A 25699-nucleotide genomic window follows, 5' to 3' on the forward strand; every position below is an offset into this window, starting at 1 on the left:
GGGTGCTTCGCACCAGCCCCGAAGCGGGGGCTCCGGGGCCGGTGACGCGGGCTACGAACAGCGCTTCCCGCTGGTCGGCGCGGTGCCGCGCAGCAGGTAGGCGTCGATCGCGGAGTCGATGCAGGAGCTGCCGCGGCCGTAGGCGGTGTGGCCGTCGCCGACGTAGGTGAGCAGGCGGGCCGAGGACAGCTGACCGGCCAGGGACTGGGCCCAGCGGTAGGGGGTCGCCGGGTCGCGGGTGGTGCCGACGACCACGATCGGGGCCGCGCCCCCGGCTTCGATGCGCTGCGGTTCGCCGGTCGCCTTCACGGGCCAGTACGCGCAGTTCAGGGAGGACCAGGCGAGACCCGCGCCGAAGACCGGGGACGCCTTCTCGAAGGCGGGCAGGGCTTTCTCCACCTCCTGCGGGCTGTCGAAGGCGGGCGGCAGATCCAGGCAGTTCACGGCGGCGTTGGCGAACATCAGGTTCGCGTAGCGGCCGCCGGCGTCCCGCTCGTAATAGCTGTCGGCGAGGGACAGCAGTCCGGCGCCGTCGTTCTGCTTCATCGCCGAGGTGAGGGCCTCGCGCAGCTGCTCCCAGGCCGCCTCGTCGTACATCGCCGCGATCACGCCGGTCGTGGCGAGCGCCTCGCCGAGTTTGCGGCCGTCGGCGTCACCGGCCGGAATGGGATGCGCGTCCAGCTTCCGGAAGAACGCCTTCAGGTTGTCGCCGACCCGCTGCGGCGAGGTGCGCGGGCCGCCGAGCGGGCAGTCGGCGTGCTTCACGCAGTCCTTCGCGAAGGACTGGAACGCCGTCTCGAAGCCGGCCGTCTGGTCCAGGTTCATCCGGCGCGCGGAGAGGGACGGGTCCATCGCACCGTCCAGCACCAGCCGCCCCACCCGGTCGGGGAACAGCCCGGCGTACGTCGCCCCCAGGAACGTACCGTAGGACGCGCCCACGTAGTTCAGCTTCCGGTCCCCCAGCGCCGCCCGCACGATGTCCATGTCCCGCGCCGCCTCCACCGTGGAGACGTGCCGCAGCAGCTTCGCCGAGTGCGCACCGCAGCCCTCCGCGAACTTCTTGTACGCCTGGACCAGATCGTCGGTCTCCTCCTGGTCGTCAGGCGTGACGTCGGTCTGCGTGTACGCGTCCATCTGGCGCCCGTCGAGGCAGGTGACGGGCTCGCTGCGGGCCACGCCCCGCGGGTCGACGGCGACCATGTCGTACCGGGCACGGACCTCGGCCGGGTAGCCGACGCCGGCGTAGTCCTGGAGGTAGCCGACCGCCGAGCCGCCGGGGCCCCCGGGGTTGACCAGCAGCGACCCGAGCGGCTTGCCCGGCCCGGTGGCCTTCTTGCGGGCCACCGCGAGCCGTACGTCCCCGGCGCCGGGCCGTGCGTAGTCGAGCGGTGCCTTCAGCGTGGCGCACTGGAAGCCGGGGACACCACAGGCACGCCAGCTGGGTTTCTGGCCGTAGTACGACGCCAGCGCGGACGGCGTGGCATGCGGGAGCGGGGCCAGTGCCACCTGGGCCGCCTGGGCCGCCGTCGAACTGCGGGTGGCCGTCGAACCGCCGTCGGAGCAGCCGGAGACGAGCACCACCGCGGCGGCCAGAAGGCCGACAGCGGCGCGGGACCTGCGGAGAGTGCGCCTTGTGTGCATTCGGCGAGCGTAACGCTGTGCGACCGCCCGGGCGCGTTGCGTGCTCGACGTGACCCGTACGAGTTACGGCACCCGAAGCCCGGCACGGGGCGCCTCGCAGGACCCCGGTACACGGCGGCCTCGCTGGAGCCCGGCACACGGCGGCCTCGCCGGAGCCCGACGCAGGACGGCACTCCGGAAGCCGGCAGGGGCAGCCTCGCAGGAGCCCGGCACGCCGCGGCCCCGCCGAAGACCGGCACAGGCGGCGCACCATGCCGCTCGTGGGCGGCTCAGCCTGCTCTGAGGGCCATCGTCATCGCTTCCACCGCCAGCAGCGGCGCCACATTGCGGTCGAGGGCCTCGCGGCACGCGGCGATGGCCTCGAGGCGGCGCAGGGTGGACTCGGGCGTGCCGGCGCGGGCGAGGCGCTCCAGCGCGTCCTCGGCGTCCGCGTTGGCGATGGCCACGCGGGAGCCGAGCTGGAGGGCGAGGACGTCACGGTAGAAGCCGGTGAGATCGGTCAGCGCGAGGTCCAGGCTGTCGCGCTGGGTGCGGGTGCGGCGCCGTTTCTGCTTGTCCTCGAGGTCCTTCATCACGCCCGCCGTACCGCGGGGCAGCCGACCGCCCTGCACCGCGCCGAGCGCCGCCTTCAGCTCCTCGGTCTCCTTGGCGTCCAGCTCCTCCGCCAGCGCCTTGGCGTCCTCCGCGGCGGCGTCGACGAGCTCCTGGGCGGCCCGTAGAGCACTGCCGACGTCCTCGACGCGCAGCGGAAGCTTCAGCACGGCGGCCCGGCGCTCCCGCGCGGCCGGGTCGGTGGCCAGTCGGCGGGCCCGGTCGACGTGCCCCTGCGTGGCGCGGGCGGCGGCGGCCGCGACGTCCGGCTCGACGCCCTCCCGCCGGACCAGCATGTCGGCGACGGCCTCGACCGACGGCGTGCTCAGGTTCAGGTGGCGGCAGCGGGAGCGGATCGTCGGCAGGACGTCCTCGATCGACGGGGCGCACAGCAGCCACACCGTGCGCGGGGCGGGCTCCTCCACGGCCTTGAGGACGGCGTTGGCCGACTTCTCGTTCAGCCGCTCGGCGTCCTCGACGAGGATGACCTGCCAGCGGCCGTTCGCCGGTGAGGTGAACGACTTGCGGACCGTGTCCCGCATGTCCTCGGCGAGGATCTGTGTGCCGACGGCGGCGACGGTCGTGACGTCCGCGTGCGTGCCGATGAGCGCGGTGTGGCAGCCGTCGCAGAAGCCGCAGCCGGGCACGCCGCCCAGCGCGCGGTCCGGGCTCACGCACTGCAGTGCGGCCGCGAAGGACCGCGCCGCCTGGACGTGCCCGGCGCCGGGCGGTCCCGTGAACAGCCAGGCGTGTGTCATCTTCGACGCCTGTGGCACCGGCCCGCCGGTCTCGATCGCACTCACCAGGGCATCGGCGTCCCGGGCGGCGGCGGCTAGCTGGTCGCTCACCCGCTCCTGCCCGACCAGGTCGTCCCACACGGCCATGGGTCACCCCGCCCTTTCGTCCTGCATCACTTGCGGGCTCCATTGTGCGGGCGACCACTGACAACCGACGCCGCGGCCGGGTCCCGCCGGGAGGCCGAGGCCCGCGACCCGGCCCGCGCACGACCCGGCCCGCGCAGGCCCCGGGCGCCGGTTCTCACCGACACCGTCAAGGGCCCACGCCGGGCACGGCCGCGTTCACCGGCACCGTCCGGGACCGGCGCCGGGCACGGCCGGGTTCAGCGGCCCCGGCCCCGCCCGCGACCGCGGCGGTCCTCGTCGTGCTCCTCGTCGTCGTAGCGCGAGCCCAGCAGTTCGTCCGCCAGGGTCGGCAGGTCGTCCAGCGGGGTCTCCTCGGCCCAGTCGGAGCGGGGACGACGCGTGGGCGTACCGTCCGCGTCGAGCTGCGGAAGCTCACGGGTGCGGTCGTCCGAGCCGTCCGGTCGCGGGCCCGCCGGCTCGTCGCGGAAGTATCCCGGCGGCACCCGGTCCGCGGCGCTCTCCTCGCGCACGGGCGGCAGCACGGCCGTCTCGTCGGCCGCGCTCTGCGGGACCTGCGGCAGCACCGCCGTCTCGTCCGCGGCACCCGGCGGCACCGGCGGCTGCGGCAGTTCCGCCGTCACTTCGGCCTGCGGCAGTTCCGTGGTCACCTCGGCGTCGGATGTCTCGGCACGCTTACCGGCACGGTCGTCACCGGATCCCTGGGCCGCCGAGCCCTCGGGCCGCTCGTCGCTCACCGCGCGCAGGACCGCCGTCTCCTCCAGCGGCCCGCCCGTCGCGTTGGTCGGTGTGACCACCGGCGTCGGCACGGTCGCCGCGTCGGGCGTCACCGCCGGCGGGGTCGGCCTGGGGCCGGCCTGGGCGGTCGCCGCGGCCTGCTCCGCCGCCCGGCGTGCCTCCTCGGCGCGCAACAGAGCCTCCTCGGCCTTGCGCTGCTTCTCCAGGCGCTGCCGTTCGGCCTCGGCGCGCAGCCGGGCCTCCTCCTCGGCCTGCTTGCGCCGCTGCTCCTCCTCGGCCTTGCGGCGGGCCTCCTCCTCGGCGCGGGCCTTCTCCTCGGCGAGCAGCCGGGCCCGCTCCTCCTCGGCACGACGGCGTGCTTCCTCGGCCCGCTGCCGGGCCTCCTCGGCCTGCCGCTCGGCCTCGCGGCGCTGGGCCTCCTCCAGCTCGCGCCGCTTGCGCTCCTCCTCCTCGGCACGCAGCCGGGCGAGCTCCTCCTGACGCTCGCGCTCCAGGCGCTCCTCCTCGGCCTTGCGGGCGGCCTCCTCCTCGGCCTTGCGCCGGGCCTCCTCCTGGGCCTTGATCTCGGCCTCGGAGAGCGGCAGCACCTGGTCCAGCCGGTGCCGGATGACGGTCGTGACCGCCTCGGGCTCCTGACCGGCGTCGACCACCAGGTAGCGCCCGGGGTCGGCGGCGGCCAGCGTCAGGAAGCCGGAGCGCACGCGCGCGTGGAACTCCGCCGGCTCCGACTCCAGCCGGTCCGGCGCCTCCGTGAACCGCTCACGCGCGGTCTCCGGCGCCACGTCCAGCAGCACGGTCAGATGCGGTACGAGGCCGTTGGTCGCCCAGCGGTTGATCCGGGCGATCTCCGTCGGGGACAGGTCGCGGCCCGCGCCCTGGTAGGCCACGGAGGAGTCGATGTACCGGTCGGAGATGACGACCGCCCCGCGTTCCAGGGCGGCCCGCACGACCGTGTCGACGTGCTCGGCGCGGTCGGCGGCGTACAGCAGCGCCTCCGCGCGGTGGGACAGCCCGGCCGACGACACGTCCAGCAGGATCGAGCGCAGCCGCTTGCCGACCGGCGTGGCGCCCGGCTCGCGCGTGACGACGACCTCGTGGCCCTTGCCGCGGATCCACTCGGCGAGCGCCTCGGCCTGCGTGGACTTGCCGGCGCCGTCGCCGCCTTCCAGGGCGATGAAGAAGCCGCCGGCGGCGGGCGCCTGCACCGGGTCGTCACCGAGCAGCGCGTCCCGCAGGTCATGCCGCAGGGGCACGCCCGCGCGGTCGTCGACCTTGGCGAGCACCAGCACGGCCACCGGCAGCAGCAGCGCGCCGACGAGCATCAGCGTGAACGCGGCGCCCCCGTGGGCGAAGACGAACTTGCCGTTCTCCAGACGGTGCGGCCCGATCCCGGCGGCGACCAGCGGCGCCACCACGGCGGCGAGAGCGACCAGGACCCGGACCACGGCGTGCAGATGCTCGGTGGTGCGGGCCCGGCGGTTGTCCTCGGTCTCCTGGTCGAGCAGGGTGTGCCCGGTGTTGGCGGCGACGCCCGCGCCGACACCGGCCAGGGCGACGATCAGCAGGACGCTGGTGACGTCCGGGACGAGCCCCGCGGCCAGCAGGGCGATGCCCGTGAAGGCGATCGACAGCGACAGCAGCCGGCGCCGCGACAGCGACACCAGCACCTTCGGGGCCGTACGGATGCCGACCACGACACCGCCGGTCAGCGCGGCGACGAGCAGGCCGTACAGCACCGGGCCGCCGCCCAGGTCCTTGGCGTGCAGCACGCACACGGCGACGGCGGCGGAGATCGCCCCGGCGACGGCGGCGCACGCGAACACCAGCAGCGGGATCGCGCCGGTGCGGCCCTTGTCGGCGCCGGTACCGGTCTTCGGGCGGCGCAGGCCCTCCAGGGGCGACCGGGCGCGCGGGGTGCGCGTGGCGGGCAGCTCGAGGTAGGTCAGCACGGACAGCGAGGCGGCGAACAGGCCGGCCGCCAGATACGAGGCGAGGGCCGCCGTGTGCTGGTCGAACCAGTCGATGCCGGTGCCCAGCAGGTTGTTCAGCAGCGCGGCGAGGACCAGGGCGGCCGCGCCGAGCGGGACCGAGACGAAACCGGTCCGCAGGGACAGACGGCGCAGAGCGTCCAGGTGGTCGGGCAGCGGCCGTACCGTGGCGCCCTCGGGCGGCGGCGCGGGCAGCAGCGCGGGCGCCGCGCTCTCCCGGCACACCGCCCACAGTCGCTCGGCGACCGAGGTGAGGAAGGCGGTGACCAGCAGGGCGGCGAGAGCGTTCCGCGGCGTCCAGTCGATCCACAGGGGCGCCACGATGAGCAGCGCCGCCCGCACGCCGTCCGCGCCGACCATGGTCCAGCGGCGGTCGAGCGGGCCGTCCGGCGAGGTCAGGCTGGTCAGCGGGCCGAGGAGGACCGCGCCGCAGAGCAGGGTGGCCAGTATGCGCACCCCGAAGACGGTCGCCACTGCGAACGCCACGCCCCGGTAGCCGCCGCCGAAGGAGCCCTGGCCGATGGCCGCCTGCAGGGCGAGGAGGACCAGGACCAGCAGAGCGAGGACGTCTCCGACACCACCCACCAACTGCGCGCTCCACAACCGCCTGAGCTGCGGATGGCGCAGCAGCGCACGGACGGCGCGCTCGCGGGAGTCCGCTACCAGGGCGTCGTCCGGGACCGGGTGGGGGGCCGTTGGCTGGTCGGCTCGCGTCATGCATTCAGACTATCGGGCGCCACCGTCAGTCACCGGCGACCGTCCGAACAGACGCGCGCCCCGACACCGATGTGGGTGCCGGGGCGTGCCTTTTCGCGAACGCCGGGCGTGCCGTGCGCCGGCCGCGGCCGGACAGCGCGTCCGCCGAGGGGCTGTCAGTCCTCGGCCGCCGCCTTGGACGCCGCGGTCTTCTTCGCGGTCGTCTTCTTGGCCGTGGTCTTCGCCGTGGTCGTCTTCTTCGCGGCGGTCTTCTTGGCGGTCGTGGTCTTCTTCGCCGTGGTCGCCTTCTTCGCCGCCGTCTTCTTGGCGGGCGCCTTCTTGGCCGTCTTCTTGGCCGGGCCCTTGGCGCGCTTCTCGGCGAGCAGCTCGAAGCCGCGCTCCGGGGTGATCGTCTCGACGCTGTCGCCGGAGCGCAGGGTCGCGTTGGTCTCCCCGTCCGTGACGTACGGACCGAAGCGGCCGTCCTTGACCACGACCGGCTTGCCGCTGACCGGGTCCTCGCCCAGCTCCTTCAGCGGCGGCTTGGCTGCCGCCCGACCGCGCTGCTTGGGCTGCGAGTAGATCTCCAGCGCCTCTTCCAGCGTGATCGTGAAGAGCTGCTCCTCGGACTGCAGCGACCGCGAGTCCGTGCCCTTTTTCAGGTACGGCCCGTAGCGGCCGTTCTGGGCGGTGATCTCCTGGCCCTCGGCGTCGGTGCCGACCACGCGCGGCAGCGACATCAGCCGCAGCGCGTCCTCGAGGGTCACCGTGTCCGGGGACATCGACTTGAACAGCGACGCCGTGCGCGGCTTGACCGCGTTCTTGCCGGTCTTCGGGGTGCCCTCGGGGAGGATCTCCGTGACGTACGGACCGTAGCGGCCGTCCTTGGCGACGATCGTGTGACCGGTCGCCGGGTCGGTGCCCAGCTCGTAGTCGCCGCTCGGCTTGGCGAGCAGTTCCTCGGCGAGCTCGACGCTCAGCTCGTCCGGCGCCAGGTCGTCCGGGATGTCGGCCCGCTGGTGCTGCTCGGTGTCCTTCTCGCCGCGCTCGATGTACGGCCCGTAGCGGCCGACGCGGAGCACGATGTCGTTGCCCACCGGGAACGAGGACACCTCACGGGCGTCGATCGCGCCCAGGTCGGTCACCAGTTCCTTGAGGCCGCCGAGGTGGTCGCCGTCGCCGTTGCCGGCGTCGGCCGCGGCGCCCTCGGCGTTGCCCTCGCCGAAGTAGAAGCGCTTCAGCCACGGCACGGCCTGCGCCTCGCCGCGGGCGATGCGGTCGAGGTCGTCCTCCATCTTGGCGGTGAAGTCGTAGTCGACGAGCCGGCCGAAGTGCTTCTCCAGCAGGTTGACCACGGCGAAGGAGAGGAAGGACGGCACGAGGGCCGTGCCCTTCTTGAACACATAGCCGCGGTCGAGGATGGTGCCGATGATCGACGCGTACGTCGACGGGCGGCCGATCTCGCGCTCTTCCAGCTCCTTGACCAGCGAGGCTTCGGTGTAGCGGGCCGGGGGCTTGGTGGCGTGCCCGTCGACCGTGATCTCCTCGGCGGACAGCGCGTCGCCCTCGGCGACCTGCGGCAGCCGGCGCTCGCGGTCGTCCAGCTCGGCGTTCGGGTCGTCGGCGCCCTCGACGTAGGCCTTGAGGAAGCCGTGGAAGGTGATCGTCTTGCCGGACGCGCTGAACTCGACGTCCCGTCCGTCGGCGGCCGCACCGGCGATCTTCACGGTGACGGAGTTACCCGTCGCGTCCTTCATCTGGGAGGCGACGGTCCGCTTCCAGATCAGCTCGTACAGCCTGAACTGGTCGCCGGTCAGGCCGGTCTCCGCGGGCGTGCGGAAGCGGTCACCCGAGGGACGGATCGCCTCGTGCGCCTCCTGCGCGTTCTTCACCTTGGCGGCGTAGGTACGCGGCTGGGGCGGCAGGTAGTCGGCGCCGTACAGCTGCGTGACCTGGGCGCGGGCGGCCGCGATCGCGGTGTCGCTCAGCGTCGTGGAGTCCGTACGCATGTAGGTGATGTAGCCGTTCTCGTACAGCTTCTGCGCGATCTGCATCGTCGCCTTCGCGCCGAAGCCGAGCTTGCGGCTGGCCTCCTGCTGCAGCGTCGTCGTACGGAACGGGGCGTACGGCGAGCGGCGGTACGGCTTGGACTCGACGGACCGCACGGAGAACCGCGTGTTCTCCAGGGCGGCGGCCAGGGCGCGGGCGTTCGCCTCGTCGAGGTGGAGGGTGTTCGCGCTCTTGAGCTGTCCGAGGGAGTCGAAGTCACGGCCCTGCGCGACCCGCCGGCCGTCGACGGTCTGCAGGCGGGCGACCAGCGACGACGGGTCGGAGGAGTCCCCCGCTCGGCCGGTCGCGAAGGTGCCCGTCAGGTCCCAGTACTCCGCAGAACGAAACGCGATGCGCTCGCGTTCCCGCTCGACGACGAGACGGGTCGCGACGGACTGGACACGCCCGGCGGACAGCCGCGGCATGACCTTCTTCCACAGCACCGGGGAGACCTCGTAGCCGTAGAGGCGGTCGAGGATGCGGCGGGTCTCCTGGGCGTCGACCAGCTTCTGGTTCAGCTCGCGCGGGTTGGCGACGGCGGCCTGGATCGCGGACTTGGTGATCTCGTGGAAGACCATCCGCTTGACCGGGACCTTGGGCTTGAGCACCTCCTGGAGGTGCCAGGCGATCGCCTCGCCCTCCCGGTCCTCATCGGTGGCGAGGTACAGCTCGTCGGAGTCCTTCAGCAGGTCCTTGAGCTTCTTGACCTGGGCCTTCTTGTCGGCGTTGACGACATAGATCGGCTGGAAGTCGTGCTCGACGTCCACGCCGAGGCGGCGGACCTCGCCGGTGTACTTCTCGGGCACCTCCGCGGCGCCGTTGGGAAGGTCGCGGATGTGCCCGACGCTCGCTTCGACGACGTAGCCGGGGCCGAGGTAGCCCTTGATCGTCTTCGCCTTGGCAGGCGACTCGACGATGACGAGTCGGCGGCCGCCCTGTGCGGTCTCGCTGGTCGGGGACAACTTCGCTCTTCTCTCCGGTCGAGGCTGGGCCTCCCCAGGCCTTGTTTCCCGGGGTCGGGTCTTCACTTCGTGGCGCGCTCGCCGTGGCTCTACCGCCGGTCCCGGCGGCGCGCTTGCTGGTGACGCTGCGGAGTGTGACGGTACATCCCGCCCCCGTGTCAAACGGGAAAAGCCCGCAACGGCCACTCGAACGGTAACCCGAGAAACGCCGATCCTGCCGCCCGGAGTGCCCACCCGTCGTTTCGGTCCTGTCCGGAGCGTGACGTTCCCATTACCCGTGGTCGAGCCCGCAGTGCGGCCTCAGACCTGGGTGAAGCACCACAGTCCGGCACCCAGCGCGGCCATCGCCGCGAGCGCCGCGAGGGCCGCCGATGCGACCGGCCTCACACCGTGGACGACCGGCTCCCCGTGCCGGGCCCGGACGGCGGTCCACACCATCAGTGCGCCTCCGAACAGGGCGAACACCGCTCCTGCGAAGATCGCCGGTCCGCTCTCCATGGCTGGCGTGCCCCTGTTCTCCCGTCCGCGAGTGCCCGGTGCCGGGAGAGTGACACGCGCGGGCAGCGGGCAGGCGAACCCCCGGTGAACGGCACGCCGCCGATCACCCCGGAGCAGGCCCGGCGGGATCGCCGGGACAATTTTTCCGCCGTTTTTTCAGGCGCCGAGAATTTCCGGGGCGACGGCAGGGATGGCGGAGGCGGGCGGCCCCGCCCTCGGGCCGTACGGGGGGCGGGCGGCCCGCGGGGGCGGGTGGGACGGCGGGGGCGGGTGGGACGGCGGGTGGCCGAGGCGCCCGGCGAACGCCCGCGCGGTGAGCGGCCGCGCACGGGAGGCGCGTCCTTGCGGCGGGCGGCCGGGCGAGCCGGGCGGCGGGTGGCCGAGGCGCCCGGCGGACGTCCACGCGGTCAGCGGCCGCACATGCGAGGCGCGTCCTTGCGGCGGGCGGCCGGGCGGCGGGCGGCCGGGCGAGCCACGCGGCGGGGCGGGCCGGGCGGCGGGTGGCCGGGCGAGCCAGGCGGCGGGTGGCCGAGGCGCCCGGCGGACGTCCACGCGGTCAGCGGCCGCGCACGGGAGGCGCGTCCTTGCGGCGGGCGGCCGGCTGCACTCGGCGGACGGCTCCATGCGGCAGGCATCCTCACGGCTGGAACCGCACGCAGCTGACCGCCACCCGGAGGACCCACGCAAGCGGCAGGCACTCCGACACGCCAGGCTCCACACCCGGCGGGCGCGCCCAAGCCGGGAGCACCCTCATACGGCCGGCACCGCACCCGACGGACGGCCACCCGGCAGACCCGCCCAAGCGGCGGGCACCCTCATACGGCCGGCACCGCACCCGGCGGACCGCCACCCGGCAGACCCGCCCAAGCGGCGGGCACCCTCACACGGCCGGCACCGCACCCGGCGGACCGCCACCCGGCAGACCCGCCCAAGCGGCAGGCACCCTCACACGGCCGGCACCGCACCCGACGGACCGCCACCCGGCAGACCCGCCCAAGCGGCAGGCACCCTCGGCCGGCACCGAACCCGCCGGACGCCGGGCCCTCCGGACGCCGGGCCCTCCGGACGGCCAGGCCGTCGGGCGGCCGCGCCCGGCGAGCCCCTCACTCGGCGGGCTCGAGGAACCCCTGTTCCACCAGCAGCCGGATCTGCGCGGGCGTGCGGTCGCGCAGCAGTACCGGGTCCTCGCCCATCAGCTGGGCGATCGCGTCCAGGATGCGGCCCGCGCTCAGCGTGCCGTCGCAGACGCCGGCGAAGCCCGCGCCGACCGTGTCGACCTTGGTGGCCCGGCGCATGCCGCGGTTCTGCCGCAGCACGACGTGCTCCGGATCCTCGGCACCGGGCAGCCCGACCTGCTCCTGGACCACCTCGGCGACGAGCCGGTAGCTCGCCTCGAGCAGCGCCGCGTCGTCGTGCTCACGCAGGTGGTCCAACCGCCGGAAGTGCGCCCGGATGGTGTCGCCCAGTGGCTGCTCGACCGGGTGCGGCCACTCCTCGACGGTGATCGAGGGCTCGTCGGAGTCCGTACGGCGCAGGGTGATCCAGCCGAAGCCCACGGCCTTCACCTTGCGCGCCTCGAACTCCTCCAGCCAGGCGTCGTACCGCGCCTGGTACTCGGCCGGGTCCGCACGGTGGTCACCCGCGTCCCTCAGCCACAGCTCGGCGTACTGCGTGACGTCCTGCACCTCGCGCTGCACGATCCACGCGTCGCAGCCGCGGGGCACCCACGACCTGAGTCTGTCCTGCCAGTCCTCCCCCTCGACGTGCTGCCAGTTGGCGAGGAACTGCGCGAACCCGCCCACGTTCAGCCGTTCCCCTGCCCCCTGAACGAGCGAGCGGCACAGATCGTCCCCGCCCATCCCTCCGTCCCGGTAGGTCAGCCGCGCACCTGGCGAGATCACGAACGGCGGGTTGGACACGATCAGATCGAAGGTCTCGTCGTCCCGCAGCGGCTCGAACAACGACCCCTGCCGCAGATCCGCCTCGGGCGCCCCGGACAGGGCCAGCGTGAGCGCGGCGATGTGCAGCGCCCGCGGATTGAGGTCGGTCGCGGTCACGCGCGTGGCGTGCTGCGCGGCGTGCAACGCCTGGATGCCCGACCCGGTACCGAGGTCCAGCGCGGCGCCGACCGGCGTACGCACCGTGATCCCGGCCAACGTCGTGGAGGCCCCGCCGACCCCCAGCACGACCTCTTCGTTCCGGCTCCCGATGCCACCGGCTCCGCCGACCGCGCACCCCAGGTCGGAGACGATGAACCAGTCCTCGCCATCGGCCCCGCCGTACGGCCGCACATCCACCGCGGCGGCGACCTCGTCTCCATCACCCACCGCGACGAGCCACCCGCTCTGCAGGCACGGGTCCACCGGCAGCACACCGGCGACCCGCGCGCGCGGCACCGGCTGCTGCAGCAGGAACAGCCTGACGAGCGTCTCCAGCGGCGTGTCACCACGGGTCGCCCGCAGTGCGGGCACGGTCTCGCTGCGGGCCAGCGCCGCATAGGCGGGCGCTCCGAGCAGGTCGAGCAGCCCGTCAGCAGTGAACGAAGCCCCGAGCAGCGCATCGCGCAACCGCCCGGCGACATCGCGATCGACGGAGGGCAAGGGGAAGAGGGTGGCATTACTCACGCCCCCATTGTGTCCCGCGCCCGCGGCCCGCGCCCCGACGGCCGGGAGCCGCCCATGGCGAGAAGGGCCCCGGCGGGGGTGTCCGCCCGCCGGGCGAACGGGCCTCGGCGGGGGTGCCCGCCCGCCGGGCGAGAACGGGCCCCGGCGGGGGATGCCCGCCCGCCGGGGCCCGACTCACCACGTACCGAAGGCGCTACACCAGCCCAGCACGCACCCGCGCGGGCCGACGCAGGCATTCACGAGGCGCGGGGAACCGCGCGACCAGGCACAACGCACCCCGCACAGGCCGCCGCAGGCATCCCGCCCCCGCCGTCATCCCACCGTCAGCTCTTGGCCGCCGAAGGCGCCGCAGGCGCAGACGCCGCCTTGCAGCTCTCCTGCTTGCTCATCGCCTTCCCGACGTCCCCCTCCTCCAGGTTCTTCAGCGCATCGCTCCCGCTCTTGCTGAGCTTGTCCAGCTCGGTGGCGATCCCCTTCAGCCCGTCGGCGAACTTCCCCTGGTCCGAGGTGTTCAGCGCGTCGACCTGCTTCTTCAGCGCCGCGTACTTCGCGGACAGCGCGTTCAGCTCCGTCACCGCGTCGCGCTGCTTCTTCTCGCCACCGTCCACGTTCGGCGCGCCGGCGCGCTGTACCGCGGCCCCGATCGCCTTGTACGCGTCGGACATGTCCTGGAAGGCCCGCGCGTCGGTCGCCTGGACGTCCTTGGGCGCGCTGTTGTCCGAGGTCTCCTTCTGGATCGCGGCGTTCGCGGCCTCGATCTTCTTCGCCTGCGGCTGAACGGCGTCACAGACCTGCTTGGCCCAGGCGTCCAGCTTCTCGTTGCCGTTGTCGCTGCTGCTGCACCCGGACACCGCCAGTACCAGTACCGCACCGCCGGACAGTGCGGCCGCGAGCTTCTTGTTCACCGGATTGGTCCCTTCCATGGCTCTCGGCCCCGGAACATACACGGCACCCACGCGCCGCCCGCACTCCGGATGCCCGCTTGGACCCCTTTTGAAGCCATTCGCACCAAGCGAGAGAAGGCTCACGAACCCGGTTCACGCACCCACCGCACCCGCGCCGCACACAGCGGAGCGGGCGGACACCGCGCCAACACGCGCAGCCCGCCCGCTCCTTGAGGGAAACCTCCCCGGATCACCAGCCGATCAGAACCGCTCCCGGACTACGAAACCACCGCCGGATCAGCCGACTTGGGCGTCGGCTCGGCGTCGTCGTCCTCGTCTCCCACGGCGATACCGCGCCGCTTGGAGATGTAGACCGCCACGAGGATCACCAGGAACGCGAGCACCGCGACCGTCACGCGCACGCCGATGCTCTTGTCCGCGCCGTAGGAGAACTTGATCACGGCGGGGGCGATGAGCAGCGACACCAGGTTCATGACCTTCAGCAGCGGGTTGATGGCGGGACCGGCGGTGTCCTTGAACGGGTCTCCGACGGTGTCGCCGATGACCGTCGCCGCGTGCGCCTCGCTGCCCTTGCCGCCGTGGTGGCCGTCCTCGACGAGCTTCTTGGCGTTGTCCCAGGCTCCGCCGGAGTTGGCGAGGAACACCGCCATCAGCGTGCCCGCGCCGATCGCGCCCGCCAGATACGCGCCGAGTGCGCCGACACCGAGCGTGAACCCGATGAAGATCGGCGCCATCACCGCGAGCAGTCCGGGCGTGGCCAGCTCCCGCAGGGCGTCCTTGGTGCAGATGTCGACGACCTTGCCGTACTCCGGTTTCTCCGTGAAGTCCATGATCCCGGGCTTCTCACGGAACTGCCGGCGCACCTCGAAGACCACCGAACCCGCCGACCGCGACACCGCGTTGATCGCCAGCCCCGAGAAGAGGAAGACGACCGCCGCGCCCGCCATGAGGCCGACGAGGTTGTTGGGCTGGGAGATGTCCATCGACAAGGTCAGCGGCGCGCCGACGCCGGTCAGTTTCTCGCCCACGTCGCGGACGTTGGAGGTGATCGCGTCGCGATACGACCCGAACAGCGCCGACGCCGCGAGCACGGCCGTGGCGATCGCGATGCCCTTGGTGATCGCCTTGGTGGTGTTGCCGACCGCGTCGAGGTTGGTGAGCACCTGCGCACCGGCGCCCTCGACGTCCCCGGACATCTCGGCGATGCCCTGGGCGTTGTCGGAGACCGGCCCGAAGGTGTCCATCGCCACGATCACGCCGACCGTGGTGAGCAGGCCGGTGCCGGCCAGCGCGACCGCGAACAGCGCGAGCATGATCGACGTACCGCCGAGCAGGAACGCCCCGTACACGCTCAGGCCGATCAACAAGGCCGTGTACACGGCCGATTCGAGCCCCACCGAGATACCGGCGAGGACGACCGTGGCAGGGCCGGTGAGGGACGACTTGCCGATGTCCCTCACCGGACGGCGGGTGGTCTCGGTGAAGTAGCCGGTCAGCTGCTGGATCACGGCGGCCAGCAGGATCCCGATCGCCACCGCGACCAGCGCGAGGACGCGCGGGTCGCCGTCCTTTCCGCGGATCGCCAGATCGGTGACCCCGTCGAGGTCGGAGTACTTCGCCGGGAGATAGACGAAGACGGCGACCGCGACCAGCGCCAGCGAGATCACCGCGGAGATGAAGAAACCGCGGTTGATCGCGCTCATGCCGCTGCGGTCGGCACGGCGCGGCGCGACGGCGAAGATGCCGATCATTGCCGTGAGCACGCCGATGGCGGGAACGAGCAGCGGGAAGACGAGACCGGCGTCGCCGAAGGCCGCCTTGCCGAGGATCAGCGCGGCCACCAGGGTGACCGCGTAGGACTCGAACAGGTCGGCGGCCATGCCGGCGCAGTCGCCGACGTTGTCGCCCACGTTGTCGGCAATGGTCGCGGCATTGCGCGGATCGTCCTCCGGAATGCCCTTCTCGACCTTGCCGACCAGGTCGGCGCCGACGTCGGCGGCCTTGGTGAAGATGCCGCCGCCCACCCTCATGAACATCGCGATCAGCGCCGCGCCCAGGCCGAAGCCCTCCAGCACCTTCGGCGCGTTCGCCGCGTACACCAGCACCACGCAGGACGCGCCCAGCAGGCCGAGCCCCACCGTGAACATGCCGACGACGCCACCCGTACGGAAAGCGATCTTCATCGCTTTGTGTGAAACAGCGGTGAGATCTTTTTCCGGCTCACCGGGTGCCGGAGTCGCCTCCCGGGCCGCCGCGGCGACCCGCACATTGCTGCGCACGGCGAGCCACATGCCGATATAGCCGGTGGCTGCCGAGAAGGCCGCGCCGATCAGGAAGAAGATCGACCGTCCGGCCCGCTGATTCCAGTCGTCCGCGGGCAACAGCATGAGCAGGAAGAACACGACGACGGCGAATACGCCGAGCGTGCGCAGCTGCCGGGCCAGATAGGCGTTCGCGCCTTCCTGGACGGCGGCCGCGATCTCCTTCATGCTGTCGGTGCCCTCGCCCGCCGCGAGCACCTGGCGCAGCAGCACGCCCGCGACCACCAGTGCGGCCAGGGCGACGACGCCGATGACCACGACCAGGATGCGGTTGTCGTCGGTCAGTACCGCGGCTGCGAGAGTCGAGGGGTGGCCCAATCGATGTGAGATGGAAAGCTCCGCCATTCGTCCTCCTTGACGCTTGGGCTGAGCTCACGATGTGGACGGATTGTAGGTACCCGCTCCCGATGTAAACAGGGCGCGGGAAACGGAATTCGCCGTCCCTTTGGGTAATGCCCTGAAAGCATTCCCGGGGCGGTTTTTCCGACACCTCTCCGGTGACACCTAGATCGTGAATTGCTTCACGAAATGCAATCGCCCCTTACGCCCCACGTCGGAGGCGATGCGCTGCGTGAACCACTGTAGGGGCGGCCACTGACATCCGCACATGACGAAGGGCCCCACGAGGGGGCCCTTCGGTGTCGCGGGTGGTCGCGAAGCGGTCAGGTGAGCGCTGTGGCCGGCGGTGTGGCCGGCCACGTCATCCGGATCTGCCCGCCGTGCTCCCCGGCGGTGACCTCCACGTCATCGACGAGGCCGGAGATGACCGCAAGGCCCATCTCGTCCTCCTCGACGTCCGCGTCGGCGGCACCGCCCTCGGCGTCGGCCGCTCCCCCGCCGGGGGTGGCGTGCCGCGCCTCGTCGCCGACCTCGATGGAGAACTGTTTCTCCTCCTCGATCAGCAGCACCTTCACGGGGGCACTGATGCCACCGCTCTGGTGCAGTCCGACAGCACGCGAGCAGGCCTCGCCGACCGCGAGCCTGACCTCGTCGAGGACGGCCTCGTCCACCCCGGCCCTGCGCGCCACCGCTGCCGCCACCAGTCGGGCGGTCCTGACGTGCTCGGGCAGCGCGCTGAAGCGGAGTTCAACGGTGGCCATGCATCCCCCTCGCGACTACGGGCGTGCTGTCGAGGGGCCGGGCCGCACGGGCCCGGTCCCCCTGTTGTTCAACTCGGCCGTCCCGGGCGTGCCGGGGCGACGGACTCAGTCGGTGGCCGCCACCGCTTCGTCGACCGAGGTGTGGATCGGGAACACCTTGGTCAGACCGGTGATACGGAAGATCTTCAGAATGCGCTCCTGGTTGCACACCAAGCGCAGCGAGCCCTCATGGGCGCGCACCCGCTTGAGTCCGCCCACCAGCACGCCTAGCCCGGTGGAGTCGAGGAAGTCCACGCCCTCCATGTCGACGACGAGGTGGAAATTCCCGTCGTTCACCAGCTCGACCAGCTGTTCGCGCAGCTTGGGCGCGGTATATACGTCGATTTCGCCACCGACCTCGACGACCGTACGATCGCCGACGGTACGGGTCGACAGGGACAGGTCCACGGATCCTCCAGCACCTTGCTATCGAGCGGTCGTCCCTCGGGACACCTCGGCTTGCAGCCCCAAGGACAGTTCGCCAGCCGCGATGGCATTCAATCACTTACCGGCAGGCGTGCACGACGCCTTGACTCCATTGTCCGTCACGCCAGTGACACACTCGGTGCCGATGGCCAAGAATCACCGATCCGATCGACCCGCCCCGGAACCCGTGTCCCGCCCGGAGCCGGGTGCTGTCCTGGGCAGGCTCGCCTCGGGCCCGAGCCGGGCGTCGCGCATCACTCATACGGAGCACTTGCCCCCGCGCGCGGGCCGCCATGCCGTCTGGCCGGACCGGATCCGCGCGGAGGTGATCTCGGCCGTGCGGGCCTGCGGGATCGAGCATCCGTGGGCCCACCAGGCCGAGGCGGCCGAGCACGCGCTGGACGGTGACTCGGTGGTGGTCGCCACCGGCACGGCCTCCGGCAAGTCCCTCGCCTATCTGGTCCCGGTCCTCTCCGCCCTGCTGGACGGCTCCGAGGCCCCGAACGGCCGCGGCGCCACCGCCCTGTACCTGTCCCCGACCAAGGCGCTTGCGGCGGACCAGTGCCGGTCCGTGAAGGAACTTTCACAGCCGCTCGGACACGCCGTCCGACCTGCGGTCTACGACGGCGACACGCCGTTCGAGGAACGCGAGTGGATCCGCCAGTACGGCAACTACGTGCTGACCAATCCCGACATGCTGCACCGCGGGATCCTGCCCTCCCACGCGCGCTGGGCCTCCTTCCTGAAATCCCTGCGGTACGTCGTCATCGACGAGTGCCACACCTACCGCGGTGTCTTCGGCTCGCACGTGGCCCAGGTACTGCGCCGACTGCGCCGGCTGTGTGCCCGCTACGGGTCGTCCCCGGTGTTCCTGATGGCCTCCGCGACCGCCGCCGAGCCCGCCGTGGCCGCCCAGCGGCTGACGGGGCTGCCGGTCGTCGAGGTGGCCGACGACGCCTCCCCGCGCGGTGAACTGGTGTTCGCCCTCTGGGAGCCCCCGCTCACCGAGATGCAGGGCGAGAAAGGTGCACCCGTTCGGCGTACCGCCACCGCCGAGACGGCCGATCTGCTCACCGACCTCGCCGTGCAGGGGATCCGCACGGTGGCCTTCGTCCGCTCCCGGCGTGGCGCCGAACTGATCTCGGTGATCACTCAGGAACGGCTCGCCGAAGTGGACCGCTCGCTCGCCCGGCGTGTCGCCGCCTACCGCGGCGGCTACCTCCCCGAGGAACGCCGCGCCCTGGAACGCGCCCTGCACTCCGGCGAACTGCTCGGACTCGCCGCGACGACCGCCCTCGAGCTGGGCGTGGACGTCTCCGGCCTGGACGCCGTCCTCATCGCCGGCTATCCCGGCACCCGCGCCTCCCTGTGGCAGCAGGCCGGCCGGGCGGGCCGCTCCGGCCAGGGCGCCCTCGCGGTGCTGATCGCCCGCGACGACCCACTGGACACCTTCCTCGTCCACCATCCCGAGGCCCTGTTCGACCAACCGGTGGAATCCACGGTCCTCGACCCCGACAACCCGTACGTGCTCGCCCCGCACCTGTGCGCCGCCGCGGCGGAACTGCCGCTGGTCGAGGATGACCTGAAACTGTTCGGCCCGGCCTGCGCCGACGTGCTCCCCCAGCTGGAGGCCGCCAAGCTGCTGCGCCGCCGGACGAAGGCCTGGCACTGGACGCGCCGCGAACGGGCCGCCGACCTCACCGACATCCGCGGGGCGGGCGGCCGCCCCGTCCAGGTCGTCGAGACCGGTACGGGCCGCCTCCTCGGCACGGTCGACGCCGCCGCCGCGCACGGCACCGTCCACGAGGGCGCCGTCCACCTGCACCAGGGCCGCACCTACCTCGTGCGCTCCCTGGACCTGGAGGACGCGGTCGCCCTGGTCGAACAGGCCAGCCCGCCGTATTCGACCGTCGCCCGCGACACCACCGCGATCTCCGTCCTGGAGACGGACATCGAGATCCCGTGGGGCGAGGGCCGCCTGTGCTACGGCTCGGTGGAAGTCACCAACCAAGTGGTCTCCTTTCTGCGCCGCCGGCTCATGACCGGCGAGGTGCTCGGCGAGACGAAACTCGACCTGCCCCCGCGGACACTGCGCACGCGCGCGGTGTGGTGGACGGTCACCGAGGACCAGCTGGACGCCGCCCGGATCACCCCGGAGATCCTCGGCGGCTCCCTGCACGCCGCCGAACACGCCTCCATCGGCATGCTGCCGCTGTTCGCCACCTGCGACCGCTGGGACATCGGCGGTGTCTCGGTACCGCTGCACCCCGACACGCTCCTGCCTACGGTCTTCGTCTACGACGGCCACCCCGGCGGCGCCGGCTTCGCGGAACGCGCCTTCCACACCGCCCGCGCCTGGCTCGCCGCCACCCGCGAGGCCATCGCCTCGTGCGAGTGCGAGGCCGGCTGCCCGTCCTGCATCCAGTCCCCCAAGTGCGGCAACGGCAACGATCCGCTGCACAAACGGGGCGCCATACGTCTGCTCACGGTGCTGCTGCGCGGAGCACCGCAGGAGAAGCCGGACGAGAAGCCGCACGAGATGCCGGGCGGGACGCCGCACGAGCGGCCGGGCGGGACGCCGGCGGAGAACCGGGAGGGGAAGCCGGGCGGGACACCGGAGGAGATGCCGGTCGGGACGCCGGAAGAGACGCCGGCCCGGACGCCGGAGGAGACGCCGGGGATGCCTGAGGACGGGCCAGGCGAGTCGCCGGAGGAGAGCCTGAGGGAACACCCGGCGGAGAACCAGGGCGAGGGAGTTCCGCCGGGCTCGGCAGAGGGTCCGTCGGTGTCCGCCCCGCAGGGCCCGCTCTCGCCCTGACCTCCGCGGCGAACGGTGCCCGGCCCGACTCCGCCGTCACGTCCGAGGTCCCGCCGACGATCGCGCACCGCACCAGCCGTACGCCCTGCGCCCGCGCGACGCCGGCCGCCAGGGCGCAGGCCGCGGTGGCGCCCTCGGCCGAGTGGTCCGCTGCCGCGAGCGCGGCGAGGTCCGCGCCGCCGGCCGCGCGGTGCCGGGCCACGACGGCGTGCCCGAGCGCCAGCACGGCCACGAACACGACACACAGCACGGCGATCACACCGACGCTCCACACGGTCGCCGAGCCGCGGTCCCGGCCAAAAGCGCACCGCCCCCTCCCCTGCCGGGTCACCGTTCTCCCCCCACCGTCTCCTCCGCCAATGCCACGGCCTCCTCGCGCAGTTCGAAGGACAGCCCGTGCAGCAGGGCGGGCCTGGCCGAGACGACCACCCGGACCTGGTCGCCCTCGCGGCCGACGGTGACCCGGGCGCCACGCGGAGCGGTGTCCCGCGCCACCCGGATCACCTCCTCGACCGGGTCCTCGCGGGCAGCCGCTCGCGCTCCGGTCCGCGCCGCGTCCACGCACTGGACCTGCGCCGCGACCACGAGCAGCCCCCACACCAGGGCCGTGGCGAAAAGGACGAGCACCGGCAGGGCCACAGCCGTCTCCGCCGTGACGAACCCGCCGTCCCCCCACGGCTCCCCGCGCCGCTCACACCGCCGCACCGAGCGCTCGATTCATCAGGGCCTGGAGCTGCGCGGAGACCGCCTCGCTCGTCGCCAGCTTGTAGAGGACGGTGGCGAACGCGACCGCCGCGACCACGCCGACCGCGTACTCGGAGGTGACCATTCCGGCATCCCTCCGCCCCACCGCGCGTGCCCTGCGCAACAGTCCCCGCAGCCGTGCCTTCACTGCCTTGTACATCTCAACCCCCGTAAGGTTCCGTTCCGTTCCTCGATCTGTCCTGCGCCGCCCGTTCACACGGTCCGCTCCGCCCTCACCCACCCCCTTTCAGCAGGCCGCCCGCCAGTCCGATCACCACGGGCAGGACGCCGATCACGATGAACGCGGGCAGGAAGCAGAGCCCCACCGGTGCGGTCACCATCACCGCCGCCCGTCTGGCCCGTTCCGCCGCCGTGCGCGTCCAGTCGGCGCGGGCGTCCGCGGCAAGCCGTGCGACGGGCTCCGCCGCCGGCAGCCCGCTCACGTCGGCCCGTTCCAGCAGCCGTGCCAGCGCCGCGGCACCAGGCAGCGCGGCCAACCTCCGCCAGGCGTCGGCTGGTTCGCCGCCGAGCCGCACTTCCGCCGCCCCCCGCGCCAGCGCCTGTCCGAGCGGACCGCCCAGCGCTTCACCGACGGCGTGTGCCGCGTCCACCGGGCCGGCGCCCGCGGCGATGCAGGCGGCCAGGAGGTCGGAGGCGAGGGGAAGTTGGCGCTCGGCTTCCCGTAGTTCCGTCGCTGTGGGACCTGCTCCGGGAACGTCCCTCGACTGCCGGTGGCGCCAGTACCCCAGCCCGGCCGCGGCGGCCACGCCGACGACGGCTCCGGCGATCCCGCCGACGACGGCCCATCCCGCGCCTGCCACGGCCACCAAGGGCAACAGGCGCCCCCACCCACGGCCCGGCCGTCTCCGGCGGCCCGCTGCCACCGCCTCACGGGCCGGCAACCCGGTCAGGCGCCTGCGCACCTGACGCTCGCGCCGCACTCGCTCCAGCCACCGCGCCGCCCACACCAGGCTCAGCATCAGCGCCACCACCGCCCCCAGCCTGTGGACAACCTCCGCACTCACCACGCCCTCACTCCTCTCGACCCCGCTCGTCTCCCGCGCCTCACAGCAGCTCCTCCCGGCGATCCCTCACACCGACTCCGCCGCCCGCACGATCCGCAGCGCCCACCACACACCCGCCGCCTCCAGCAGCCCGCCGACGAGCAGGCAGCCGAGGCCCGCGCCGCTGTGCAGCAGCACCCGCAGCGGATCGGCGCCGAGCGCGGTACCCAGGGCCAGGCCGAGGGCCGGCAGACCGGCGAGCAGCACCGCGGTGGAGCGGGCGCCCGCCAACTGCGCACGCAGATCGGCACGCTGGTCGCGTTCGGCCCGCAGAGCCGCCTGGAGCCGGTCCAGTCCGGCCGCGAGGCCCGCACCCTGGTCCAGGGCCACCCGCCAGCAGGCGGCGAGCCCCAGCAGCCCGTCGGCGCCCGGCTGCCGGGCCGCGGTCGCCAGCGCGGCCGGGACGTCCCCTCCGAAGCGGGCCGCCGCCAGGACCGCGGCCCGGCCCTCCCCGAGACCACCCGACTCTCGTGCCGCGCTCAGCAGCGCATGCCCCGGCTGCCGACCGGCGCGCACCTCTCCGGCGAGCGCCGCGCACAGCGCGATGACGGCGTCCCCCCGCTGTTCCCGCGCGCGCCGCGCCTGTGCGGCCAGCCGCGTCCGCCGCAGCAACGGCACCCCGGCCGCCCCCGCGACGAGCGGCAACGGCGAGCCGCCCAGCAGGCCCAGCAGTGCTCCGGCGACCGCCGCCCACCACTCGGGCCGCCACCGCGCGCGCAGCCGCCGTAGCTCCTGGGCGAGATCGGGCCAGGCGGGCGGCGCGGCGGCCACCACTCCCCCGGCCGCCACCACTCCCCCGCCCGCGAGCACCAGCCGTGCCCGCCGCGCCCCGAAGTGGTCACCGCCGACCAGCCAGGCCGCCATCCCCGCACAGGCCGTGGCGGCGGCCCAGGACGCCTGCACCACGCCCCACGGCGTCTCACCCATCCCTGCCACCTCCCCGCGTACCGGGCGCGCCCGTGCCCTCGTCGCATGCGTCCCCATGGCTCCCGAGCAGCTCCCGCAGCCGCTCCCAGCCCCGCTCGCGCACGAACGCCTCCCGTCCCCAGCGCAGGGCCGGGACCGTCCGCACCAGGCCGGAGGAGTCCCGCTCCAGGACGTGCACCTCGGCGATCCGGCGCAGCCCCGCCCGGTCGCGTGCCAGGTGCAGGACGACCGACAGGGCGGACGCCACCTGGCTGTGCAGTGCGGCCCGGTCGAGCCCGGCCGCCGTACCGAGCGCCTCCAGGCGGGCCGGGACGTCCGCGGCCGCGTTGGCGTGGACGGTGCCCGAGCCTCCTTCGTGGCCGGTGTTGAGGGCGGCCAGCAGGTGCACGACCTCCGCCCCGCGCACCTCGCCGACGACCAGCCGGTCGGGCCGCATCCGCAGCGCCTGCCGCACCAGGTTGTCGAGGGTGACCAGTCCGGCGCCCTCCTGGTTGGCGGGTCTGGTCTCCAGGCGCACGACGTGCGGGTGGTCGGGGCGCAGTTCGGCGGAGTCCTCGGCGAGCACGATGCGCTCGTGCGACCCGACGAGGCCGAGCAGCGCGCTCAGCAGGGTCGTCTTGCCGCTGCCGGTGCCGCCGCTGATCAGGAAGGACAGCCGGGCCGCCAGCAGGGCACGCAGCACCCGGTCCCCGCCCGGCGGCACGGTGCCCGCCTCGACCAGTTCGCCGAGGGTGAAGGCGCGCGGCCGTACGACACGCAGGGACAGGCAGGTGCAGCCCACGGCGACCGGAGGCAGCACCGCGTGCAGCCGGGTGCCGTCGGGCAGGCGGGCGTCCACCCAGGGGCGGGCGTCGTCCAGGCGCCGGCCGGCCACGGAGGCGAGGCGCTGCGCGAGGCGTCGTACGGCGGCCGGGTCGGGGAAGGTGACGTCGGTCAGCTCCAGGCCGGCGCCGCGGTCCACCCACACCCGGTCCGGCGCAGACACCAGCACGTCGCTCACGGTCGGGTCGGCCAGCAGGGGTTCCAGTGACCCGGCACCGACAAGTTCCGAGCGCAGCCGCTCGGCCGCGCCGAGGACCTCCGCGTCGCCGAGGACGCGGCCCTGTTCGCGCAGCGCCTGCGCCACGCGCGCGGGGGTGGGCTCGGCGCCGCTGGCGGCCAGTCGGCGGCGTACGCCGTCGAGGAGTTCCGTTCCGGTCGTCGCGTCGAGGCCGTTCATGCGGCACCCGCCTCGATGAGGGCGCGCTCCCAGAACCGGGTGCAGAACCGGGCCAGTGGTCCGCGTGCCGCCGCGCCCGGTGGCGCTTTGCCCTCGCCGGGACGCAGCAGGGCCGATTCCAGGGGCACCTCACCGGCGAGGGGCAGTTGGAGCAGCCGCGCCACCTCGCGGTCGTCGAGGCCGGGGGCGTAGGGTCCGCGCACGGCGACCCGCAGGTCCTTCAGGACCATGCCGACCGCGGACGCGATCCGTCCGGCGGCGGCGACGGCCCGCAGCTCGGCGGGGACCACGAGCAGGCCGATGTCGAGCTGGGCGAGCACCTCGGCGACCCCGTCGTCGAGGCGGCGCGGCAGGTCGACGACGACGGTGCCGCCCCGTCGGCGGGCGGCGGCGAGCACCGCGCGCACGGCCTGCGGGGGCACGGCGACGCAGTCGCCGCGGTCCCAGCTGAGCACGCGCAGTGCGTGCAGTTCGGGCAGTGACTCCTCCAGGGCGCCGCCCCCGACCCGGCCGCGCGAGGCGGCGAACGCCGGCCAGCGCAGGCCCTCGGCGCTCTCCCCGCCGAGGAGCACGTCGAGGCCGCCACCCAGCGGATCGGCGTCGACCAGCAGGGTGCGCAGGCCCTCCCGCGCGGAGGTGACGGCCAGTGCGCATGCGAGGGTGGACGCTCCCGCGCCGCCGCGCCCTCCGATGACGCCGACGGTGAGGGCGGGGCGGCCGACGCCCTCGGCGACGTCGGCGATCCGGTCCACCAGCCACTGCTCGCCGTCGGGCAGCATCAGGACGTGGTCGGCGCCGATCTCGACGGCTCGTTTCCACACCCCCGAGTCGTCCTGGTCGCGTCCGACGAGGACCACGCCGCGGCGGCGGCCTGCGCCGCGCACCCGTCCGGTGGCGTCGTCGCCGACCAGGACGAGCGGGGCCGCCTCCCAGCTGCCGGGTGGTTCGGGCACCCCGTGGTGCACTTCCGGTGTGGCGCCCGCGGCCGCGCACAGGCGCAGCAGGTCGTCGAGGAGCTCGGCGTCCTCGGTGACGATGAGCGGTCGGCCCTGGCGTCCCGAGGTGGCGGGCGGCGGGTCGTGTGTGACGGTTCCGGCCACGGTTTCCATCCCCCTTCACTGCATGGCGCGTGGGCTCTCGGGCCCCGCGATTCCCGAACGTGTGAAGAACCGGTAAGCGGTCTCCATATGAACGGCCGACGGAAACCGGCCATACGCGCCTGCCAATGGGAACCGGCCAACAACTCGCCGTGAGCGGACGCGCTGGAATCACGGTGCAGCGAAGACGGAAATCGTGTGGATCTTGGTCGATAACTGTGGACGGCTCAGGGGTTGTGAATATCGCCGTCACCCATACCGGTGACCCTTGTCCAGCGCGTGTGCGACTTTCCACAGCGCAGCGCGGGGGCTACCCACAGTAAACAGTCATGGGCATGACCATTCGACGCGGCATTCGTCCACGTCGGCGC

At 73.3% G+C, this 25699-nt stretch carries 17 protein-coding genes and 1 pseudogene; 1 reads left to right on the forward strand and 17 read right to left on the reverse strand.

Annotated elements, in window-relative coordinates:
• Positions 1–51 precede the first annotated feature (51 nt).
• The 10 genes from ACZ67Q_RS28505 to bldG all read right to left on the reverse strand — a co-directional run bounded on the left by ACZ67Q_RS28505 (position 52) and on the right by bldG (position 17441).
• Entirely contained in the window at positions 52–1641 is a 1590-nt protein-coding gene (locus tag ACZ67Q_RS28505) for an alpha/beta hydrolase (RefSeq protein ID WP_471187752.1), read from the reverse strand.
• A 269-nt stretch (positions 1642–1910) separates the two neighbouring features.
• Positions 1911–3116 (reverse strand): DNA polymerase III subunit delta', encoded by a 1206-nt coding sequence (locus ACZ67Q_RS28510; protein WP_471187755.1) that lies wholly within the window; start codon positions 3114–3116, stop codon positions 1911–1913.
• A gap of 236 nt (positions 3117–3352) precedes the next feature.
• On the reverse strand, positions 3353–6556 hold the full coding sequence (gene tmk, locus ACZ67Q_RS28515) for a dTMP kinase (protein WP_471187758.1): 3204 nt from the start codon (positions 6554–6556) through the stop codon (positions 3353–3355).
• Positions 6557–6711: 155 nt separating this feature from the next.
• Positions 6712–9546, reverse strand: coding sequence for a type I DNA topoisomerase (gene topA, locus ACZ67Q_RS28520; protein ID WP_471187761.1), 2835 nt, complete (start codon positions 9544–9546; stop codon positions 6712–6714).
• 300 nt (positions 9547–9846) lie between these two features.
• Positions 9847–10044, reverse strand: a complete 198-nt coding sequence (locus ACZ67Q_RS28525) for a hypothetical protein (RefSeq protein ID WP_361633911.1) — start codon at positions 10042–10044, stop codon at positions 9847–9849.
• 1103 nt (positions 10045–11147) lie between these two features.
• Positions 11148–12668, reverse strand: coding sequence for a DUF7059 domain-containing protein (locus ACZ67Q_RS28530; protein WP_471187764.1), 1521 nt, complete (start codon positions 12666–12668; stop codon positions 11148–11150).
• A gap of 323 nt (positions 12669–12991) precedes the next feature.
• Positions 12992–13591 carry a small secreted protein gene (locus ACZ67Q_RS28535; RefSeq protein WP_361633940.1) on the reverse strand — a complete coding sequence of 200 codons (600 nt, stop codon included), beginning with the start codon at positions 13589–13591 and terminating at the stop codon, positions 12992–12994.
• 239 nt (positions 13592–13830) lie between these two features.
• Positions 13831–16239 (reverse strand): sodium-translocating pyrophosphatase, encoded by a 2409-nt coding sequence (locus tag ACZ67Q_RS28540; protein WP_471187766.1) that lies wholly within the window; start codon positions 16237–16239, stop codon positions 13831–13833.
• Between the two features lie 317 nt (positions 16240–16556).
• Positions 16557–16994: an ATP-binding protein gene (locus tag ACZ67Q_RS28545; protein ID WP_471187769.1), complete on the reverse strand. Its 438-nt coding sequence runs from the start codon at positions 16992–16994 to the stop codon at positions 16557–16559.
• Positions 16995–17099: 105 nt separating this feature from the next.
• On the reverse strand, positions 17100–17441 hold the full coding sequence (gene bldG, locus ACZ67Q_RS28550) for an anti-sigma factor antagonist BldG (RefSeq protein WP_009189842.1): 342 nt from the start codon (positions 17439–17441) through the stop codon (positions 17100–17102).
• Between the two features lie 82 nt (positions 17442–17523).
• On the opposite strand from bldG, the gene ACZ67Q_RS28555 reads away from it, so the two are divergent.
• Entirely contained in the window at positions 17524–20277 is a 2754-nt protein-coding gene (locus ACZ67Q_RS28555) for a DEAD/DEAH box helicase (protein WP_471187772.1), read from the forward strand.
• A gap of 40 nt (positions 20278–20317) precedes the next feature.
• Here ACZ67Q_RS28555 and ACZ67Q_RS28560 read toward each other — a convergent pair.
• From ACZ67Q_RS28560 to ssd, 7 genes and pseudogenes are all read right to left on the reverse strand, one after another.
• Positions 20318–20608: pseudogene (locus tag ACZ67Q_RS28560) on the reverse strand (Rv3654c family TadE-like protein); the annotation flags it as partial.
• Positions 20605–20982: a TadE family type IV pilus minor pilin gene (locus tag ACZ67Q_RS28565; RefSeq protein ID WP_471187774.1), complete on the reverse strand. Its 378-nt coding sequence runs from the start codon at positions 20980–20982 to the stop codon at positions 20605–20607. The pseudogene ACZ67Q_RS28560 and the gene ACZ67Q_RS28565, both read right to left, overlap by 4 nt.
• The gene (locus ACZ67Q_RS28570) at positions 20969–21181 is read right to left on the reverse strand and encodes a DUF4244 domain-containing protein (RefSeq protein ID WP_471187777.1); all 213 of its coding nucleotides are present in this window, start codon (positions 21179–21181) and stop codon (positions 20969–20971) included. Before ACZ67Q_RS28570 ends, ACZ67Q_RS28565 begins: the two co-directional genes overlap by 14 nt.
• Before the next feature lie 73 nt (positions 21182–21254).
• Positions 21255–22046 carry a type II secretion system F family protein gene (locus ACZ67Q_RS28575; RefSeq protein ID WP_471187780.1) on the reverse strand — a complete coding sequence of 264 codons (792 nt, stop codon included), beginning with the start codon at positions 22044–22046 and terminating at the stop codon, positions 21255–21257.
• Between the two features lie 66 nt (positions 22047–22112).
• Complete coding sequence (locus tag ACZ67Q_RS28580; protein WP_471187783.1) at positions 22113–23012, reverse strand: type II secretion system F family protein; 900 nt, start codon at positions 23010–23012, stop codon at positions 22113–22115.
• The gene (locus ACZ67Q_RS28585; RefSeq protein ID WP_471187786.1) at positions 23005–24231 is read right to left on the reverse strand and encodes a TadA family conjugal transfer-associated ATPase; all 1227 of its coding nucleotides are present in this window, start codon (positions 24229–24231) and stop codon (positions 23005–23007) included. The genes ACZ67Q_RS28580 and ACZ67Q_RS28585 overlap by 8 nt, the downstream gene beginning before the upstream one ends.
• Complete coding sequence (gene ssd, locus ACZ67Q_RS28590) at positions 24228–25340, reverse strand: septum site-determining protein Ssd (RefSeq protein WP_471187789.1); 1113 nt, start codon at positions 25338–25340, stop codon at positions 24228–24230. Before ssd ends, ACZ67Q_RS28585 begins: the two co-directional genes overlap by 4 nt.
• Positions 25341–25699: the final 359 nt, after the last annotated feature.

This window comes from Streptomyces sp. NPDC036813 (assembly GCF_055609245.1).